The organism is Nocardia sp. NPDC003269, assembly GCF_042888005.1.
In the GTDB taxonomy this organism is placed as follows: Bacteria; Actinomycetota; Actinomycetes; order Mycobacteriales; family Mycobacteriaceae; genus Nocardia.
Window position 1 is genome coordinate 485,798 of the sequence record NZ_JBIAPA010000001.1, and the last position, 17,188, is coordinate 502,985.

Annotated in this window: 18 protein-coding genes; 10 read left to right on the top strand and 8 right to left on the bottom strand. The window is 71.1% G+C overall.

Translation table 11 applies throughout. From position 1 onward, the window contains the following. Positions 1 to 68 precede the first annotated feature (68 nt). On the top strand, positions 69 to 1,853 hold the full coding sequence (locus tag ACFYWJ_RS02080; protein ID WP_355271097.1) for an MFS transporter: 1,785 nt from the start codon (positions 69 to 71) through the stop codon (positions 1,851 to 1,853). Then, entirely contained in the window at positions 1,850 to 2,365 is a 516-nt protein-coding gene (locus tag ACFYWJ_RS02085; RefSeq protein ID WP_355271095.1) for a DUF2771 domain-containing protein, read from the top strand. Before ACFYWJ_RS02080 ends, ACFYWJ_RS02085 begins: the two co-directional genes overlap by 4 nt. Before the next feature lie 47 nt (positions 2,366 to 2,412). On the opposite strand, the gene ACFYWJ_RS02090 is transcribed toward ACFYWJ_RS02085, so the two are convergent. Continuing rightward, positions 2,413 to 2,832, bottom strand: a complete 420-nt coding sequence (locus ACFYWJ_RS02090) for a cold-shock protein (RefSeq protein ID WP_355271726.1) — start codon at positions 2,830 to 2,832, stop codon at positions 2,413 to 2,415. A 158-nt stretch (positions 2,833 to 2,990) separates the two neighbouring features. On the opposite strand from ACFYWJ_RS02090, the gene ACFYWJ_RS02095 reads away from it, so the two are divergent. Both ACFYWJ_RS02095 and ACFYWJ_RS02100 read left to right on the top strand, forming a co-directional pair. Then, complete coding sequence (locus tag ACFYWJ_RS02095; protein WP_355271093.1) at positions 2,991 to 3,239, top strand: hypothetical protein; 249 nt, start codon at positions 2,991 to 2,993, stop codon at positions 3,237 to 3,239. A gap of 373 nt (positions 3,240 to 3,612) precedes the next feature. Further along, positions 3,613 to 4,221 (top strand): resuscitation-promoting factor Rpf1 domain-containing protein, encoded by a 609-nt coding sequence (locus ACFYWJ_RS02100; RefSeq protein WP_355271091.1) that lies wholly within the window; start codon positions 3,613 to 3,615, stop codon positions 4,219 to 4,221. 65 nt (positions 4,222 to 4,286) lie between these two features. Here ACFYWJ_RS02100 and ACFYWJ_RS02105 read toward each other — a convergent pair whose 3' ends face one another. Further along, positions 4,287 to 4,478 carry a hypothetical protein gene (locus ACFYWJ_RS02105; RefSeq protein WP_019044917.1) on the bottom strand — a complete coding sequence of 64 codons (192 nt, stop codon included), beginning with the start codon at positions 4,476 to 4,478 and terminating at the stop codon, positions 4,287 to 4,289. Positions 4,479 to 4,517: 39 nt separating this feature from the next. Here ACFYWJ_RS02105 and ACFYWJ_RS02110 point away from each other — a divergent pair, with 39 nt between their 5' ends. Then, positions 4,518 to 6,818, top strand: a complete 2,301-nt coding sequence (locus ACFYWJ_RS02110; RefSeq protein WP_355271089.1) for a helicase-associated domain-containing protein — start codon at positions 4,518 to 4,520, stop codon at positions 6,816 to 6,818. Between the two features lies 1 nt (position 6,819). Here ACFYWJ_RS02110 and ACFYWJ_RS02115 read toward each other — a convergent pair whose 3' ends face one another. Next, entirely contained in the window at positions 6,820 to 7,284 is a 465-nt protein-coding gene (locus ACFYWJ_RS02115; protein WP_355271087.1) for a hypothetical protein, read from the bottom strand. 157 nt (positions 7,285 to 7,441) lie between these two features. Between ACFYWJ_RS02115 and ACFYWJ_RS02120 the strand changes: the two genes are divergently transcribed. Next, positions 7,442 to 8,299, top strand: coding sequence for a hypothetical protein (locus tag ACFYWJ_RS02120; protein ID WP_355271086.1), 858 nt, complete (start codon positions 7,442 to 7,444; stop codon positions 8,297 to 8,299). 14 nt (positions 8,300 to 8,313) lie between these two features. Here ACFYWJ_RS02120 and ACFYWJ_RS02125 read toward each other — a convergent pair whose 3' ends face one another. The 3 genes from ACFYWJ_RS02125 to ACFYWJ_RS02135 all read right to left on the bottom strand — a co-directional run bounded on the left by ACFYWJ_RS02125 (position 8,314) and on the right by ACFYWJ_RS02135 (position 12,233). Further along, positions 8,314 to 9,705, bottom strand: a complete 1,392-nt coding sequence (locus ACFYWJ_RS02125) for a M1 family metallopeptidase (RefSeq protein WP_355271084.1) — start codon at positions 9,703 to 9,705, stop codon at positions 8,314 to 8,316. A 100-nt stretch (positions 9,706 to 9,805) separates the two neighbouring features. Next, a complete protein-coding gene (locus tag ACFYWJ_RS02130) occupies positions 9,806 to 10,471 on the bottom strand; it encodes a DUF3239 domain-containing protein (RefSeq protein ID WP_355271082.1) in 666 nt (221 codons plus the stop codon). A gap of 94 nt (positions 10,472 to 10,565) precedes the next feature. Continuing rightward, positions 10,566 to 12,233 carry a DNA repair helicase XPB gene (locus tag ACFYWJ_RS02135; RefSeq protein ID WP_280344784.1) on the bottom strand — a complete coding sequence of 556 codons (1,668 nt, stop codon included), beginning with the start codon at positions 12,231 to 12,233 and terminating at the stop codon, positions 10,566 to 10,568. 331 nt (positions 12,234 to 12,564) lie between these two features. Here ACFYWJ_RS02135 and ACFYWJ_RS02140 point away from each other — a divergent pair, with 331 nt between their 5' ends. Both ACFYWJ_RS02140 and ACFYWJ_RS02145 read left to right on the top strand, forming a co-directional pair. Beyond that, a complete protein-coding gene (locus ACFYWJ_RS02140; protein WP_378825728.1) occupies positions 12,565 to 13,161 on the top strand; it encodes a LysE family translocator in 597 nt (198 codons plus the stop codon). 115 nt (positions 13,162 to 13,276) lie between these two features. Next, the gene (locus ACFYWJ_RS02145; RefSeq protein ID WP_387161387.1) at positions 13,277 to 13,954 is read left to right on the top strand and encodes a trimeric intracellular cation channel family protein; all 678 of its coding nucleotides are present in this window, start codon (positions 13,277 to 13,279) and stop codon (positions 13,952 to 13,954) included. Between the two features lie 33 nt (positions 13,955 to 13,987). Here the strand turns inward: ACFYWJ_RS02145 and ACFYWJ_RS02150 are convergent, their stop codons facing one another. Beyond that, the gene (locus tag ACFYWJ_RS02150; RefSeq protein ID WP_355271077.1) at positions 13,988 to 15,166 is read right to left on the bottom strand and encodes a pyridoxal phosphate-dependent aminotransferase; all 1,179 of its coding nucleotides are present in this window, start codon (positions 15,164 to 15,166) and stop codon (positions 13,988 to 13,990) included. 261 nt (positions 15,167 to 15,427) lie between these two features. Here ACFYWJ_RS02150 and ACFYWJ_RS02155 point away from each other — a divergent pair, with 261 nt between their 5' ends. Continuing rightward, entirely contained in the window at positions 15,428 to 15,556 is a 129-nt protein-coding gene (locus ACFYWJ_RS02155) for a hypothetical protein (RefSeq protein ID WP_355271075.1), read from the top strand. 48 nt (positions 15,557 to 15,604) lie between these two features. On the opposite strand, the gene sigJ is transcribed toward ACFYWJ_RS02155, so the two are convergent. After that, the gene (gene sigJ / locus ACFYWJ_RS02160; RefSeq protein ID WP_355271073.1) at positions 15,605 to 16,498 is read right to left on the bottom strand and encodes an RNA polymerase sigma factor SigJ; all 894 of its coding nucleotides are present in this window, start codon (positions 16,496 to 16,498) and stop codon (positions 15,605 to 15,607) included. Between the two features lie 67 nt (positions 16,499 to 16,565). Here sigJ and ACFYWJ_RS02165 point away from each other — a divergent pair, with 67 nt between their 5' ends. Further along, positions 16,566 to 17,144: a GNAT family N-acetyltransferase gene (locus tag ACFYWJ_RS02165; protein WP_355271072.1), complete on the top strand. Its 579-nt coding sequence runs from the start codon at positions 16,566 to 16,568 to the stop codon at positions 17,142 to 17,144. Positions 17,145 to 17,188: the final 44 nt, after the last annotated feature.

Here is a 17,188-nt window from a genome sequence, read left to right on the forward strand (position 1 = left end):
GCGAGCTGTGGCGAACACTGCCGCGCCGCGAGTGAACACGGAGAACCCGCGTGGGCCAGAATTGGACTGTGACTACTCCCCGCGATCCCTCCGGTCCCGACCGTGGTCGCCGGGACGGTAACCCCGCGGGCAGGCATCCCGGCTTCGGGCAGTACCCGCCGCGCGCGGGCACTCCGCGCAAGGTCTTCCCCCGCCCGGACTCGCCCGATCCGCCGACGGTCCGGTCGAAGAACCCGTTCCGGCGCGGACGGTCCGAGCCCGACGCCGCCCCGACCGCCCCCCTGCGCGGCCCCGCGCCGCGCGCCAGGCCGGTGCCGCCCGAGCAGGACGCAGGCCCGGCGGGCACCCGCCCGCTGCCCCGGCCCGAGGAGCCCGCCGACGACGAGGTCAAGCAGCGGGTACCGCGCAAGCTCACCGTCACCCGGGTCGCGGCCATGCGCAGCCGCGAACTCACCGAACGCGGGTTCGCCACCTTCCAGCGGGCCGCCAAGGCCGACGGCGCCGACCAGTCGGGCCTGACCGCGCTCACCTACGCCACGATGGCCAACTTCGCGCTCGACGCCGCGATCGCCGTCTCGCTGGCCAACACCCTGTTCTTCGCCAGCGCCACCGCCGAGTCCAAGACCAAGGTGGCGCTGTACCTGCTGATCACCATCGCCCCGTTCGCGGTGATCGCGCCGCTGATCGGCCCGCTGCTTGACCGGTTGCAGCGCGGCCGCAGGCTGGCCCTGGCGACGACGTTCGGGCTACGCGCGATCTTCGCGCTGCTGCTGATCATCGAGATCGACACGTGGGGGCTGTATCCGCTGGCCCTGTGCATGATGGTCGGCTCGAAATCCTTCGCGGTCCTCAAGAGCGCGGTCACCCCGAGGGTGCTCCCACCGGACATCGACCTGGTCCGCACCAACTCCCGGCTGACGGTGTTCGGCCTGGTCGGCGGCACCATCGGCGCCGGGGCGGTGGCCGCGCTCGCCGCCATGATCGCCGGGTCCACCGGCGCGCTGGTGCTGGCCACCGGCATCGCGGTGGCCGGTGCGTACCTGAGCCTGCGGATTCCGTCGTGGGTGGAGGTGACCGAGGGCGAGGTGCCCGCGACGCTGAGCTATCACGGCGACGACGCGCACACCGAGGTGCTCGAACCCGGCACGGAATCCTCGGTGCCCGCCCGGAAACGACGGCAGCCGCTGGGCCGGGCCGTGGTCACCGGGCTGTGGGGCAACAGCTCCATCCGCGTGCTGACCGGCTTCCTGACCTTCTACATCGCCTTCGTCGCCAAGGGCTCGGGCGGCAGCCCGACCGAGCAGGCGGCCATGCTCGCGGTGGTCGGCGTCGCGGCGGGCATCGGCAACTTCGGCGGCAACGCGACCGGGGCCCGGCTGCAACTGGGCAGGCCGTCGCTGGTGGTGCTCGGCTGCACCGCGGCCTGTACCGCGGTCGCGCTGTTCGCGATGTTCACCGGCAATCTGTTCGGCGCGGCGTTCGCGGCGCTGATCGCCTCCGCGGCGAGCGCGCTGGCGAAGGTGTCGCTGGACGCGGCGATCCAGGACGACCTGCCGCCGGAGTCGATCGCGTCCGGTTTCGGCCGGTCGGAGACCGTGCTCCAGCTGAGCTGGGTGATCGGCGGCGCGGCCGGTGTGCTGTTGCCGATCGAATTCTGGAAGGGTTTCGCGGTGATCAGCGTGATCCTGGTGATCGGCCTGATCCAGACGTTCGTCAGCTACACCGGACATTCGCTGCTGCCCGGCCTCGGCGGCAACCGTCCGCAGCACGCCGAGCAGGAAGTGCCCAACACCCATCCGCACCGGGCAGGCCCCGGTGCGGTTCCGCGAGGGACAGGAGACCCCATCCGGTGAGCAAGCTCAACGTCCGCACGATCGTCGCCCTGGTCGCGGCCGGACTCGTCGCCGTCGCCGCGGTGACCGCGGGCCTGGTGGCCTACGGCGTCTCGAAGGCGCCCGAGTACGAGCCGCAGATCACCGCGTTCGCGCACGGCAAGGCGGTCACCGTCGACCCGTTCCTGTACTGCACCGTCACCATGCAGGACTGCCGGTACGGCGAGACCACCGAGCTCGCGACGGTGGCGGGCCTTCCGGTGCAGCTGTCGCTGCCGGACAAGATCGCCGAGTCACCGTGGCTGGTCCAGCTGATCTACCAGCGTCCCTCCGGCGAGCAGGTCGACCGGGTGCTGAGCTTCGCCGACTTCCCCTCGGGCGCACGCGCGCTCACCATCGACACCAAGCCCGAACCCGACCTGCGCCTGGCGGGCATCGAGGTGCAGCTGCCGATCCTGGCCCGCGACACCGTGACCGGCCGCGAGACCTACATCCCGCACGCCGCCTGGTCGATCAGTACCCCCGAGGCCTGAGACGACTCGGTCCCGGACACCGTGGTGCCCGGGACCGAGGAATCGAATCAGTGGTCGAGTTCGCGGGCGACGGCCCGCACGACCTCGGAGATCCGCTGGGACAGCTTGCGATCCGGGTACTTGCCGCGCCGCAGATCCGGCTGGACCTTGGTCTCGAGCAGCGTGATCATGTCCTCGACCAGACCGTGCAGTTCGTCGGGCGACTTGCGCGGGCCCGCGTCCTTGCGGGCGGGCTGCTGCGCCTGGTTGCCGCGCACGGTCGGCGGCGCCTCCAGCAGCTTCAAGCTGAGCGCCTGCGGGCCACGACGGCCTGCGGCCATGCCGAATTCGACGCGCTGACCGGGCTTGAGACCTTCGACGCCCTCGGGCAGCGCGGAGGAACGGACGTAGACGTCCTCGCCCTCGTCTTGGGAAAGGAAGCCGAAGCCCTTTTCGACGTCGTACCACTTCACCCGGCCGGTCGGCACTGCGCTCACCCGTTCATCATTCGACACCCGGACCCTTGTGGCCCGGGTTACAGCTGCTTGTCGCGAAAAGAACGCGCCCCACAGCAAGGCAGGACGCGATGTGCTGAGAGTCTACCCCGGTTGCTATAACGCGAGCACATCAGTTTTACGGTGCACCGGTGACCAACTCACCTCCGCCCGCCGCCACTCCGCCGGAGCGCGACCCCCGTCGGCCGAGCGATCGCCTGCTGCAACTCGCCCTCGCGCTGTTCGGGGTCGGAATCCTGGCGGTGATCGCCATCTTCGTGACACCGATCGTGTCGGACTCGTCGCCGGGGCTGTGGCTGTACCTGCTCGCGATGCTCGCACCGGTCGGCTTCCTGCTCGCCGTGGTGTTCGCGCTGTGGTCGGGCCGACGCGCGCGTTGACGCGTCAACTGGTTACCCCGGCGAATCGATACCCAGACAGCAGTGTGATCCTCGTCACATAACGGGTAGATAACGAACTGAGCGTGCAACCGTCGCGCACACATGGCACCGCGACTACCTGCGCGGACGCCTCGGGGATCACCCTGAGACCACCCCGAGACCCACCCGTACACGCCGGTTACCAAATAGTGACTTTCCCCGCTGTCCGTCGTACCGTTTCTCTCAGCCGGGGCAACCCCCGGAACCACCGGCCCGCCGCACCGAACCTCACCCCGCGGGTACCGGACCCCGATTGGAATCAGGAGTGAGGGCGGACCGGGAGACCTCTCAGTCCGGGCCACATGCAGGTGCGCACGAGAGGAAGAAACCCGATATGAGTGGACGCCACCGCAAGCCGACTTCCACCGGCCGCACTGTCGCCAAGGTCGCCGTCACCGGCGCGATCATCGGCACCGCCAGTGCAGCTTTCGCAGGAAACGCCAGCGCGGCCCCCGACTCCGACTGGGATCGCCTCGCGCAGTGTGAAGCCGGCGGCAACTGGGGCATCAACACCGGCAACGGCTACCAGGGTGGGCTGCAGTTCTCGCCCTCCACCTGGAACGCGCACGGTGGTGGCGAGTACGCCGCCACGGCCAACCAGGCCACCCGCGAACAGCAGATCGTGGTCGCCGAAAAGGTTCTCGCTTCGCAGGGTTGGGGCGCCTGGCCCTCCTGCTCGTCCCAGCTGGGTCTGAGCAGCGGCCCGAGCGAGCGGATCGCCCCCTCCACCCCGAGCTGGGCCCCGCAGGTGACCGTCCCGCAGGTGCAGGATCCGAGCCAGGAAGTCTTCCAGGCCGTCGATCGCGCCCTCTCCGTCGTGCAGCAGCAGGGTGTCGCCGTGCCGCAGCAGGCGCTCGATTTCTTCAACGCCGCCAAGGGCACTCAGCTCGACCCGGCCGTGATCGACTTCTTCGAGGCGAACAAGGGCCTGCTGCCCTCCTGATCGTCCGCGCAGACAACTAGAGCCCGCATCCCTAGGGATGCGGGCTCTTGTCTTTCCCGTCCGAACTACACCCGGTTGATCACCGTCTGCGGGTGGATGTACGGCAGCGACGATGCCGGGACGGGAAACTCGGTGTCCTCACCGAAGGGCGAGAGGTTACCGGCGCGGGTCGCCGACAGTTCGGTCACGGCGTGCTCGCCGTCGGCCACCTGCGGCCAGCCGTTGTCGACGTAGGGTTTCTTCGATTTGTTCACCACGGGCTCATTCTGGCATACGCACAACGTAGGCTGGATCGGATGATCGCGACGGACTCCCTCGCCGATTGGCTCGGTGCGCGCACCGACCCCCAGCTGGTGAAACTGCTGCAGTTGCGGCCCGATCTGGCGGTGCCGCTGCCCGCGTCGATGTCGGTGCTCGCGGTGCGTGCCCAGCAGCGGGCCTCGGTGCTGCGCGCCGCCGACGATCTCGACACCCTCGAATTCGCGATCATCGAGGCGCTCACCGCCAACGAGGACGCCCGCACGATCGGCACCGAGGTCACCCCGCTGACCCGGATCACCCTGCACGCGCAGCTGAAGGACCGGGTCACCAAGACCGCGCTCACCGCCGCGCTGACCCGCCTGCTCGACCGCGCGCTGGTCTGGCAGACCGGCGACGGCCTGCACCTGGCCCCCAGCGCCGCCGAAGCCCTCCCCTGGCCCCTGGGCGCGACGACGGCGCTGCCCGACGCCCTGACCGAGCCGGAGGTCGCCACCGCGCTCACCGCGGCGAGCCCGGCCGAACGCGCGCTGCTCGAGAAACTGGCCACCACGGGCCCGCGCGGGCGCACCAGGGACGCCGCACCCGGCACGGCCCCCGATCGTCCGGTACCTCGGCTGCTGGCGGCCCGGCTGCTGCACCGGATCGACGACGAGACCGTCGAACTGCCGGTGACGGTCGGCCAGATCCTGCGCGGCGAGCCGGTGACCGACCCGCACGCCCTCGCCCCGCCCAAACCGACGCTGACCAAACACGCGCCCGCCGAGGTGAACGCGGTCGGCGCCGGCGAAGTCGGTGAGCTGCTGCGCGATTGCGCCGATCTGCTCGACGCGCTGGGCCGACTACCCGCCCCGGCGCTGCGGGCCGGCGGGCTCGGCGTGCGCGAGCTGCGCAGGCTGGCCAAGCAGACCGGCGTCGACGAGACGCGCACCGGTCTGCTCCTGGAGCTGCTGGCGGCGGCCAAGCTGGTCGAGAAGGGCCTGCCCGAGCCGGTGCCGGACGTGGACTCCACCGACGACTTCTGGGCCCCGACGCCCGCGGCCGACGCCTGGCTGGACGCGCCGCCGGCCACCCGCTGGGTGCTGCTCGCGCAGGCCTGGCTGGATCTGGACCGGATGCCGTGGATGATCGGGCTTCGCGATGCCGCCGACAAGCCGATCGCCGCGCTCTCGGCGGAGCTGCGCATCCCGCACGCGGTGCGCGACCGCCACGCGATCCTCGGTCTGCTCGCCGAGTACCCGAGCGGAACCGCGCTGACCGCCACCGATATCGGCAAGCTGCTGGCCTGGCGGATGCCGCGCAGGCGCAGGCACTTCCGGCTCGACGCGGTGACCGCGACGCTGGCCGAGGCCGCCACCCTCGGCTTGCTCGGGCGCGGCGCGCTCGATTCCGCCGCGCGGGCGCTGCTGCACGGCGCCGACACCAGCGTCGCCGACGCCGAGGCGGAGATGGCCGCCGCGCTACCGGAGCCGGTCGATCACGTGCTCGTCCAGGCCGACCTGACGGTCATCGCGCCCGGCCCGCTGGTGCCCGAGCTACGCGGCCGGATCGCCCTGGTCGCCGATGTGGAGTCGGCCGGCGCTGCCACGGTCTACCGGGTCGGCGACACCTCGGTGCGCCGCGCGCTGGACGCCGGGATGACCGCCGCCGAACTGCACGCGCTGTTCGCCAACCACTCCCGCACCCCGGTCCCCCAGTCGCTGACGTATCTCATCGACGATGTCGCCCGCCGCCACGGCCAGCTGCGGGCGGGCATGGCGCAGTCGTTCCTGCGCAGCGACGACCCGGCGCTGCTCGCCCAGGTGCTGGCCGCGCCGGTCGCCGACACCCTGGCGCTGCGCGCGATCGCGCCCACCGTGGCCATCGCGCTGGCCCCGCTGGGCGAGCTGCTCGAACAGCTGCGCGCGGCCGGTTTCGCACCGGCCGGCGAGGATTCCGCGGGCGCGATCGTCGACCTGCGGCCGCGCGGTGCCCGCATCGCGGTCCGCCCGCTGGCCCGCAAGCCCTATCGCCCGAGCCCGCCCAGCGACGAACAGCTCGCGCTGCTGGTCACCGAACTGCGCGCGGGCGAACGCGCCGCCGGTGCCCGCACCGGCCAGTCGGTGCGGGCCGACGGCACCCGCACCGGCACCGCGGCCACCCTGGCCCTGCTCCAGCTGGCCGCCAGGGTCGGCCGCCCGGTGAACATCGGTTACGTCGACGCCCAGGGCGTCGCGAGCCAGCGCGTGGTCGAACCGCTGCGCGTCGGCAACGGCCAGCTCGACGCCGTCGACCCCGTCACCGGCGCGACCCGGCACTTCACCCTGCACCGGATCGCGTCGGTCGCCCTGCTGGATTGAGCTAGGCCGGCTTGGCCATGCAGAAGGTGGCCTTGGGGTCGGCGACGGTGCGGAACTGCGTCGCGTCGACGCCGCACTGGAGCTCGTCGGCCACGCCGTCGATGCGCTTGACGACCTTGAAGGTCGCCTCGGGGGCGGTGCAGGCCACGGCCTCGGCGGGGCGCTTGCCCGCGTCGGCGTAGCAGCTGCCCTGGGCGAAGTTCGGCGCCAGGCACAGCGCGGTCTTGGTGTCACCGACCGTGCCGTTGAAGGTGGCGTCGGAGACGTCGCAGGTCAGCGGGGCCGTGCCGACCTGCACGATCCGGTAGTTCGACGTCGCCGCCGCGCAGTCACCGAGCGTGCCGACCATCGCGTCGGCCGCGTTGTCGGTGACCTCGACGCACGAGCCCTTGGCGAGCGAAGCGCCCGCCGAGTCGCTGTCCGACGAACAGGCGGCGACCGCCCCGACCAGTGCGACCGTCGCCACGGGGGCGAGCACAACCCGTGCCAGCAGTCGCTTTCCTGGGAACAACACTGAAAACCTCACTCACCGAACGGTTCAGGCGAACATGACCGCCGGTGACGATACCCAAGCCCGCCGCGCCCGCGCTCGGCCCCGTCGAACCCTGGCTACCATCACAAAGATGACCCTCGACGATGTCGCAGGCGAGCTGTACGGCCTTGACCCCGGCGACTTCGTGCCGACCCGCACCGAGCGGGCCGCCCAGGCCCGCGCCGACGGCGACCGCGAGCTCGCGGCGGCCATCACCGCGCTGCGCAAACCGACGGTCGCCGCGTGGACGGTCAACCTGCTGGCCCGGCACGCGCCGCAGGAGATCGCGGCCCTGCTCGACCTCGGCGAGGCCCTGCGCGCGGCCCAGCGCCAGCTCTCCGGCGACAAGCTGCGCGCCCTGGGCGCTCAGCGCCAGCAGGTGGTCAACGCCATGACCAAGCGGGCGGGTGAGCTGGCCGCCGAGCACGACCGCCCGGCGAGCGACCAGGTGCTGCGTGAGGTCGGCCAGACCCTGACCGCCGCGCTGGCCGATCCCGGCGTCGCCGACCAGGTCCGCGCCGGCCTGCTGCCGACCACCGTCACCTACGACGGCTTCGGCCCGGCCGGGTTGGTCGCGATCACCGGCGGCAAGGCCGCCGCCCCGGCGAAGCGCGCGCCCCGCAAGGCCGGGAAATCACCCGAGGATGCCGAGGCGGCCCGCCGCGCCGAGGCCAGGCAGGAACTCGACGACGCCGAATCCGCGCTGGCGACCGCCCGTTCCGCGCGCGACGAGGCCGAAGCCGCCGCCGCCCAGGCGAAGACCGCGCTCGACGAGGTCGAGTCCCGCATCGACGAGTTGCGCGCCGCACTCGAGCACGCCGAGCAGCAACGCCATTTCGCCCGCACCGCCGACCATCGCGCCCGGGGCGAATTGACCTCGGCGCGCAGCCAATTCGAGCGGATGCAGCGCTGGGCCGAGCGGGCCCGCGCCCGCGTGGACGAGGACTGACCGCGCGGGGTGGGTCAGCGACCCAGCGTGCCCGGATAGAGGAACGCCTCGCGCGGCGGCGTGGTCGCGTCCAGCCATTCGGCCAGGAACTCACCGAGCGGCAACGAGGTCCGGCCCTGGAGGAACTCCCGGAACTCCGGCATCGAGCCGTGGCCGTCGCGGCGCGCGTTCACGAAATCGTGGACGGCGGTGAAGAACACGTCCTCGCCGAGCAGCTTGCGCAGCGCGTGCAGGAACAGCGGTCCGCGGTAGTAGACCGAGGTGAACTCGTTGCCCGCGCCGGGGCTCGCCAGCGCGACCTCCCAGAACTCCGGATCGTCACGGTATTTCGCGATCTTCTCGCGGTACTTGGTGTCGACGTCGGCGCCATCGATCCGCTCCGGCCACAGATAGTCGGCGGTGTAGCTGGCGAAGCACTCATTGAGGCAGATGTCGGACCACTGCCGGATCGACATCGTGTCGCCCCACCATTGATGCGCCAGTTCGTGCACGACCGTGTTCAGGTCGGTCCACGGCGCGTAGGTGGGGCGGGTCTGGGTCTCCAGTGAGAACGGAAGTTCGGCGTCGACGTAGATGCCGCCCGCGACATCGAACGGGTAGGGGCCGTACAGGTTTTCGAGGAAGGCGAGGATCTCCGGCAGCCGCTGCTCGTCGTCGCGGTTGCTCTCCGACTCCGGCGCGAAGGCGCTGAGCACGGGTGTGCCGTCGGGCGTGCGCTGTTCGAGGAAGGAGAAGTGGTCGACGGCGATCGTGGTCAGGTACCCGATCACGGGTTGCCTGGTCTCCCAGGTGGTGTGCAGGCGACCGTCGCGCACCTCGTGCCGGGTGCGGTCACCGGTCGACATCACCTCCCACCCCTCGGGCACCGAGGCGTGCAGGGTGAAGGTCGCCTTGTCCAGCGGGGTGTCGTTGAGCGGGTACCAGGTGCTCGCGCTGTGCGGCTGGCCGACGGCGAACGCGCCGCCGCTGGGCGCGTAGGTCCAGCCCTCGCCCTCGGTGTCGGCGGTCGTGCCCGCGTAGTCGACGACGACGCGCATCGGCAGCCCGGCGGGCAGCGGCAGCAGCGGCGTGACGACCAGCTCCTGGTCCTCCTCGCGGGTCCAGCCCGCGGGCTGGCCGTTGATCGTCACCATCAGCACTTCGGGACCGCGGTAGTCGAGGTCGAACCGGGCCAGCGGCTGGGTCGCCCTGGCGTCGATGGTCGCGGTGCCGCGCAGGACATAGGTGGCCGGGTCGTAGTCGACCGCCAGGTCGTAGTGGGCGACGTCGTAGCCGCCGTTGCCGTCGAGCGGGTAGTAGGGATCGCCGAGCCCCGGCGCCCCGATCAGGCCGGGGTCGGCGCCGATCGGGCGCACGCCCAGCGCCAGCAGGGCGAGCACCGCGCACACTCCGGCCGACCATCGCATCGTCGACTGACACCTTTCGCCTGCTCTGGCTCGGATCCCGCGGACACCTTCCATCGTTCCAGCCGCGCCGCGCAGGTCCTAATATCCGTCGCCCGCGCGCTCAGCCCAGGTCGCCGGGCAGCTGCTGCGGGTCGAGCAGCAGGCGCTTGGTCGCGGTCCGCTTCACCCGCGCGGCCAGCGCCAGGTTCTCGGCGAGCAGCCGCCATTCCCGCTCGGTGATGGCGGCGCGGGCGCGCTCGATGACCAGCCGATCACGGGTGCCCCAGGCGATCGGCATGGCCGTGACCAGCTGCCACCGTTCGCCGACCTGCCGGGGCGCGCGATCGGTGCGGACCGCGACGGCGGGCACCCGCTCCCCCGGCTCGGGCAGATGTCCGGGCAGCGCGCGCACCTTGCGGGTGATCAGCGCCCAGCTGCGCGTCGGCGCGGCGGGCTCGGCGATGTCGACGAGGGCCAGCAGCACGATGCCGGAATCCTCGGCCTCGGTGACCACGGCGGGCACCAAAGCGCCGTCCTGGTAGAGCTTTTCGATACTGGAGCGATGTGGCGTCCACAGCGCGACCCACAGCGCGATCGCCGCGACCAGCACGCACACGACGGCGAGCAGATACCCCCAGGCCTGCCCGCTCCACAGCAGGGCGGCCGTTGCCGCGACGGCCAGCCCGGCCACCAGCAGGGCGACCACCCGCAACCTGCGTAACCCGGTGAACGTCTCGTTGACCGCATGGGCGTGCTCACGGTCGACCACGAATTCGAAGCGGCGCACGGTTCCTTCCTAGCACAAGTTGCGGAGGAGTTGCCTCCACTTATCTGCCGAGGACTTCACCGCACGGTACCGCGTTCCGACCGGCCGATCGTTACTACGCGCCGTCCCCGATCGGCGGTCCGAGCAGATCGTCGGCGTCGGTGATGCGGTAGGCGTAGCCCTGCTCGGCCAGGAAGCGCTGCCGGTGCGCGGCGTATTCGGCGTCGAGGGTGTCGCGGGCGACCACCGAATAGAAATGCGCCTGTCCCCCATCCTGTTTCGGCCGCAGCAGCCGGCCGAGGCGCTGGGCCTCCTCTTGACGGGAGCCGAAGGTGCCCGAAACCTGCACCGCCACCGAGGCTTCCGGCAGATCGATGGAGAAGTTCGCGACCTTGCTCACCACCAGCACCGGCACCTCGCCGGACCGGAACGCGTCGAAGAGCGCCTCGCGCTCCTTGTTCTTGGTGGCGCCGGTGATCACCGGCGCGTTCAGGTCGACGCCCAGTTCCTCTAGCTGGTCCAGGTACGCGCCGATCACCAGCGTCGGCGCGTCCTTGTGTCTGGCCAGGATCGACTCCACCACCGGGATCTTGGTGCGCGCGGTGGAACACAGCTTGTAGCGCTCCTCCGGCTCGGCGGTGGCGTAGGCCATCCGCTCGGCGTCGGTGAGCGTCACCCGCACCTCGACGCAGTCGGCGGGCGCGATCCAGCCCTGCGCCTCGATGTCCTTCCACGGCGCGTCGTAGCGCTTCGGGCCGATCAGCGAGAAGACGTCGCCCTCGCGGCCGTCCTCGCGCACCAGCGTGGCGGTCAGGCCGAGCCTGCGCCGGGACTGCAGATCGGCGGTCATCCGGAACACCGGCGCGGGCAGCAGGTGCACCTCGTCGTAGATCACCAGGCCCCAGTCGCGGCTGTCGAACAGCTCCAGGTGCTTGTACTCGCCCTTGGTCTTGCGGGTGATCACCTGGTACGTGGCGATGGTGACCGGGCGGATCTCCTTGCGCTCGCCGGAGTACTCGCCGATCTCGTCCTCGGTCAGCGTGGTCCGCGCCAGCAGCTCGCGCCGCCACTGCCTGCCCGCGACGGTATTGGTGACCAGGATCAACGTGGTCGCCTTGGCCTTGGCCATGGCCGCCGCGCCGACCATCGTCTTGCCCGCGCCACACGGCAGCACGACCACGCCGGAGCCGCCCGCCCAGAACGAGTCGGCGGCCATCTCCTGGTAGTCGCGCAGGTGCCACTTGCCCTCGGTGTAGTCCAGGCCGATGTCGTGCGCCTCGCCGTCGACGTAGCCGGCCAGATCCTCGGCGGGCCAGCCGATCTTGAGCAGCATCTGCTTGATGTGGCCGCGCTCGGACGGGTGCACGATCACCGTGTCGTCGTCGATCCTGGCGCCGAGCATGGGGGCGATCTTCTTGTGCCGCAGCACTTCCTCGAGCACCGCGCGGTCCAGGCTCACCAGGCACAGCCCGTGCGCCGGATGCTTGACCAGCTGGAGCCTGCCGTAGCGGCCCATGGTGTCGACGATGTCGACCAGCAGCGGTTGCGGCACCGCGTAGCGCGAGAAGTTCACCAGCGCGTCGACGACCTGCTCGGCGTCGTGTCCGGCCGCGCGGGCGTTCCACAACGCCAGCGGCGTGATCCGATAGGTGTGCACGTGTTCGGGCGCGCGCTCGAGCTCCGCGAACGGCGCGATGGCCTGCCGCGCGTTGCCTGCCAGCTCGTGGTCGACCTCGAGCAGCAGGGTCTTGTCGCTCTGCACGATCAGCGGACCGTCGGTCACAGTGTTCCTTAGCGGCCGGGGCCGCGGGTTCGGGGCCTCGTGCCCCCTCGATCGAGCACTCGATGAGGGGCGGCCCCGAACGGGCTCGTCGAGCTCGCCCTGTGCGGGGTGCGTTCGGCCGGATGGTTGTGTGGCCGGCGCCTGCGCGATGGATCGCGTCGCCGGCCTTTGTCGATTGTACGGACCCGGGCCGACACGACCCGGGGCGAAGCTAGCGACGTGCGGTCCAGCAGGTGTCGACTGGACCGCGACAAGGCCGCACTGACCAGGTCAGACTCGATGCGTGCTTCAGACGACGGCGGTTCTCGGGGTTGGTGCGGCAGCGCTCGGCATGGTGCTCACGCCGGGGCCGAACATGATGTATCTGGTGTCCCGGACGGTGGCGCAGGGACGTCGCGCCGGGCTGATCTCGCTGGCCGGGGTCGCCGCCGGGTTCGCGGTGTATCTGCTGGCCGCGGCCGCCGGGATCACCGCGGTGTTCGCCGTGGTTCCGGGCCTCTACCTGGGGCTCAAGCTCGCCGGCGCCTGCTATCTGCTGTGGCTGGCCTGGCAGGCGGTCCGCCCGGGCGGGGTGTCGGTCTTCGCACCGGTCGACCTGCCCGTCGATCCCGCCCGGCGCCTGTTCACCATGGGCTTCGTCACGAACCTGCTCAATCCCAAGATCGCGATCATGTACATGGCGCTGATCCCGCAGTTCGTCGACCCCGCACGCGGCGCGCTGTGGTTGCAGAGCCTGTCGCTGGGTGCGATCCAGATCACCGTCGCCCTCACCGTCAACGCGCTGATCGTGCTCGGTGCGGCCGGCCTGGCCGGCTTCCTCACCGCGCGCCCGCTCTGGCTGCGCACCCAGCGGTACCTGATGGGGACCGCGCTCGGCGGGATCGCGATCATGCTCGCCACCGACCGCGCCCGCCCGGCCCCGGCCTGACCCGCGCCGCTCGACACGGACGCGCGACATGCGCGGCCTGGTCGGCTGCCACCCTCACCGCCGTGTCACGCTGCTGGGTGATCCGGGCGAGAAGGAGTGAGCGGTGAGTGGTGGGATGCTGGTGGCGATGGTCGCGGCCGGGCCGTCGGCGACGGAGCTGGACTCGGCGCTGACCGCCGTGCACCGCGGCGGCGAGCTGATGGGCGTCATCTCGTTCGCGGCATCGGGCGCGCTGGTCGCCGTGCGCAAGCGGCTCGACCTGTTCGGCATGGCGATCCTGGCCACCGCGACCGCGCTGGGCGGCGGCATCGTGCGCGACCTGCTGATCGGGCGCACGCCGCCGGGCGCGTTCACCGACCTGACCTACCTGTCCGCGTCCCTGGTGACCGCGCTCGTCCTGTACTTCATCGCGCCCTCGCGCCGGCTCACCAAGGGACCGCTCGAGATCGCCGACGCGATCGGGCTCGGCCTGTTCTGCGTCACCGGCACGGTCATCGCGTACTCGGCGGGCGTCGGCGCGCCCACCGCCGCGCTGCTCGGCATGACGACCGCCATCGGCGGCGGCGTCCTGCGCGATGTGCTCAGCGGCGAGGTCCCGTTCGTGCTCCGCCCCGACCAGGACCTCTACGCGATCCCCGCCCTGTTCGGCGCGGCCGCCACCGCCACCCTGCTGCACTTCGACCTGTACCGGACCTGGACCGGCTTGCTCGCCGCGCTCGGCGCCATCGGCTTCCGCCTGCTGGCCCGCCACTACCAGTGGCACGCGCCGACGGCCCGGCACGCTCGCGACTGAGGACGCACCGGCAGGCGACAGCCGGAACACCCCTCAGCGCACCGCCATCCCGGCCCGCAGGCGGCGCACACCCTCGTCGATGGTCTCGTCGCGCTTGCTGAAGGTGAAGCGCACCAGGTGTTTCCAGTCGTCGGCGTGGTCGGCGAACACGCTCACCGGCACCGCGGCGACACCGAGCCGCGCGGGCAGTTCGCGGCAGAACGCCATCCCGTCCTCGGCGCCGAGCGGGCGGATGTCCGCGCAGACGAAGTAGCCGCCGGAGCTGGCCGCCACGCCGAACCCGGTGTCGCGCAGCGCGGCCGAGAGCCGAAGGCGCTTGTCGGACAGGCTGTCGCGCAGCGCGTGCACCCAGTCGATCTCGGCGTTGATGGCATGCGCGACGGCAGGCTGGAACGGTCCACCGCCGACGAAGGTGAGGAACTGCTTGGCCGCCAGCACGCCGTCGAGCAGCGGCGCCGGCGCGCACACCCAGCCGATCTTCCAGCCGGTGACATTGAACGTCTTGGCCGCGCTCGACACCACGATCGTGCGCTCGCGCATGCCGGGCAGCGTGGAGATGCTGATGTGCTCGGCGCCGTCGTAGACCAGGTGCTCGTACACCTCGTCGGCCAGCACCAGCAGATCGTGCTCGCGCGCCAGCTCCGCGATGGCGGTGAGGTCGGCCCGGTCGAGCACCGCGCCGGTGGGGTTGTGCGGCGAGTTGATCACCAGCATCCGGGTTTTCGGGGTGATCGCGGCGCGCAGGCTGTCCAGGTCGAGGACGAACCGATCGCCGTCGGCGACCAGGCGCGCGGTGCGCCGCTGCGCGCCCGCCAGCGCGACGGCGGCGGCGTAGGAGTCGTAGTACGGCTCGATCAGCGCCACCTCCTGGCCCGGCTCGACCAGCCCGAGCACGGCGGCGCTGATCGCCTCGGTGGCGCCGACGGTCACCAGCACCTCGGTGGCCGGGTCGTACGCCGTGCCGTAGCGGCGGGCGCGGTCGTCGGCGATCGCCTGGCGCAGCACCGGCATGCCGCGGCCCGGCGGGTACTGGTTCAGGCCGTCGGAGATCGCGGCCTTGGCGACCTCGAGCATGCCCGCGGGCCCGTCGGTATCCGGGAATCCCTGCCCCAGATTCACCGCGTCATGGCGGATCGCCAGTTCGGTCATCTCGGCGAAGATGGTCGATCCGAACGGGCGCAAACGGGAGACGGTGGGCGGCGCAGACGACATCTCCGCAGCGTATCCCACTTTTCCCGACCGTTGCCGTCCGATAGCGAACACGCATGTTTCACAAACGTTTTGCGGGGTTGACCTGCACTATTGTGCGATCACCCAGGCTGAGCTAGCCTCGCCGTGTTCTACCTCACACACCACAGCGTGGTGGCATATCGAAAGGGGCTCCCTATGGCCTCACCCTTGCTCGATTTCATTGTCGGCCCGGCTGCGTCGGAGGTTGCCGGTTCGGCTCTGCGGTTCATCCACGATCACCTGATGGGCAGCCCCATCGTCGACTACTTCACCGGCTCGGCGACCCCGGACAACAACATGGGTTCCTCCACCGGCGACACGAACCTCGGTTCGTCCACCGGAAACCACCAGTGGGGGTCGACCTACCCGTAGACACCCGGCGCATCGGACCGGATCGCGCGGGTCCGGTCCGATGCCAGGTCAGCGCAGCCGCGCACCCGACAGCTTCGCCACATTGGCGAAATCGTAAGCAGCCCAGATTCTTCCCTCGCGCACCGCGAAGCCGAGCACCCGCACCGGCCGCCCGAACGGCGAGTTCGGATCGGTGACAACGAGGCCCGATTGCCCGTTCACCGTCGCCGAACCCAGCTCCAGACCGAGCTCTTCCTGCTGCTTGCGCCACAGGCCGAGCGCCAGGCGCGCGATCTTCTCCGCTCCCGCAACGATATTCAGCGCCGTCTTGGTGGTGCCGCCCGCGTCGGCGACGAAGGTCGCGTCCGGATGCAGCGTGGCCGCCACCGCGGTGACGTCGCCGGTGGCCAGCGCGGCGAGGAACCGCCGCACCGCCGCGTCGTGCACGTCGTCGGCGACCGGTTCCGGCGCCTTCGCCGCCGCCTTGCGGGCGCGCACCGCCAACTGCCGCGCGGCGTCGGCAGACACGCCGAGGATGTCGGCGATCTCGTCGAACGGCACGTCCAGGCTGTCGTGCAGCACCAGCGCCACCCGCTGCTGTGGGGTCAGCGCGTCGAGTACAACCAGCGCCGCCAGCCGGCTGTCCTGATGGCGGACCACCACGTCCAGCGGGTCGGGGGTGCGGCTCGGGGTGGTGACGATCGGCTCCGGAAGCCACTGCCCCACATAGGTTTCCCGGCGGACCGCCGCGCTGCGCAGGTGGTCCAGGCAGATCCGGCTGACCACGGTCGTCAACCAGGCGCGCAGGTCGTCGATCTCGGACTGGTGCACGCCCGCCATCCGCAGCCAGCTCTCCTGCACGGCGTCCTCGGCGTCACCGACACTTCCGGTGAGTCGGTAGGCGACCGAAAGCAGATGCGCTCGATGCGATTCGAACAGGTCGGCGAGTAACGGGGAAACCATCGCCGCTGATCCTACGGTCGGCGAAAACCAGCTGAGAAACCGGGCGCCGACCTGTCACGATGGCTCGATGTACGAGCACACGCTCACCGACGGCACCCTCTGGCTCACCCGCCCCACCGGTGCCGACATCGACCGCATCGTCGAATGCTGCCAGGACCCCGAGGTGGGCCACTGGACGACGATCCCCGTCCCGTACACACGCTCCGACGCCGAGGAATTCCTCGACAAGGTTGTCGCCCCCACCTGGGCGGGCAATGCCGCGGTCTGGGCCCTCCGCACCGCGCCGGACGGCCCCGTCGAAGGCATGCTCGGCCTGCACACCCGCGGGCCGGGCGTCTGCGAGATCGGCTTCTGGCTCACCGAGGGCCACCGCGGCAAGGGCCTGATGACCCGCGCCATCACCCTGGCCTGCGACTTCGCCTTCGACCCCGATGGCCTCGCCCTCGCCAGGATCACCTGGCGCGCCATGGTCGGCAACCACCCCTCGGCCGCCGCCGTGCGCCGGGTCGGGTTCCACTACGAGGGGCTGGCCCGGCAGGGTGGCATTCAGCGGGGCACCCGGGTGGACGAATGGCACGCGGCGCGCCTCGCGTCCGATCCCGGTGTCTTCGCAGAGGGGTGGCCCGCCGACATCGCGCCGCGCTGAGCTGATCGCACCCGGGTGGGGTACGACGGCGCCGAGCTTGTCCG

What these genes read in the sequence shown, in the direction of transcription:
- ACFYWJ_RS02155 (WP_355271075.1), top strand. Translation starts at nt 15,428, where the DNA reads ATGGGCAGCCCCATCGTCGACTACTTCACCGGCTCGGCGACCCCGGAC.
- sigJ (WP_355271073.1), bottom strand. Translation starts at nt 16,498, where the DNA reads ATGGTTTCCCCGTTACTCGCCGACCTGTTCGAATCGCATCGAGCGCAT.
- ACFYWJ_RS02120 (WP_355271086.1), top strand. Translation starts at nt 7,442, where the DNA reads ATGACCCTCGACGATGTCGCAGGCGAGCTGTACGGCCTTGACCCCGGC.
- ACFYWJ_RS02165 (WP_355271072.1), top strand. Translation starts at nt 16,566, where the DNA reads ATGTACGAGCACACGCTCACCGACGGCACCCTCTGGCTCACCCGCCCC.
- ACFYWJ_RS02110 (WP_355271089.1), top strand. Translation starts at nt 4,518, where the DNA reads ATGATCGCGACGGACTCCCTCGCCGATTGGCTCGGTGCGCGCACCGAC.
- ACFYWJ_RS02140 (WP_378825728.1), top strand. Translation starts at nt 12,565, where the DNA reads ATGGTGCTCACGCCGGGGCCGAACATGATGTATCTGGTGTCCCGGACG.
- ACFYWJ_RS02100 (WP_355271091.1), top strand. Translation starts at nt 3,613, where the DNA reads ATGAGTGGACGCCACCGCAAGCCGACTTCCACCGGCCGCACTGTCGCC.
- ACFYWJ_RS02145 (WP_387161387.1), top strand. Translation starts at nt 13,277, where the DNA reads ATGCTGGTGGCGATGGTCGCGGCCGGGCCGTCGGCGACGGAGCTGGAC.
- ACFYWJ_RS02150 (WP_355271077.1), bottom strand. Translation starts at nt 15,166, where the DNA reads ATGTCGTCTGCGCCGCCCACCGTCTCCCGTTTGCGCCCGTTCGGATCG.
- ACFYWJ_RS02125 (WP_355271084.1), bottom strand. Translation starts at nt 9,705, where the DNA reads ATGCGATGGTCGGCCGGAGTGTGCGCGGTGCTCGCCCTGCTGGCGCTG.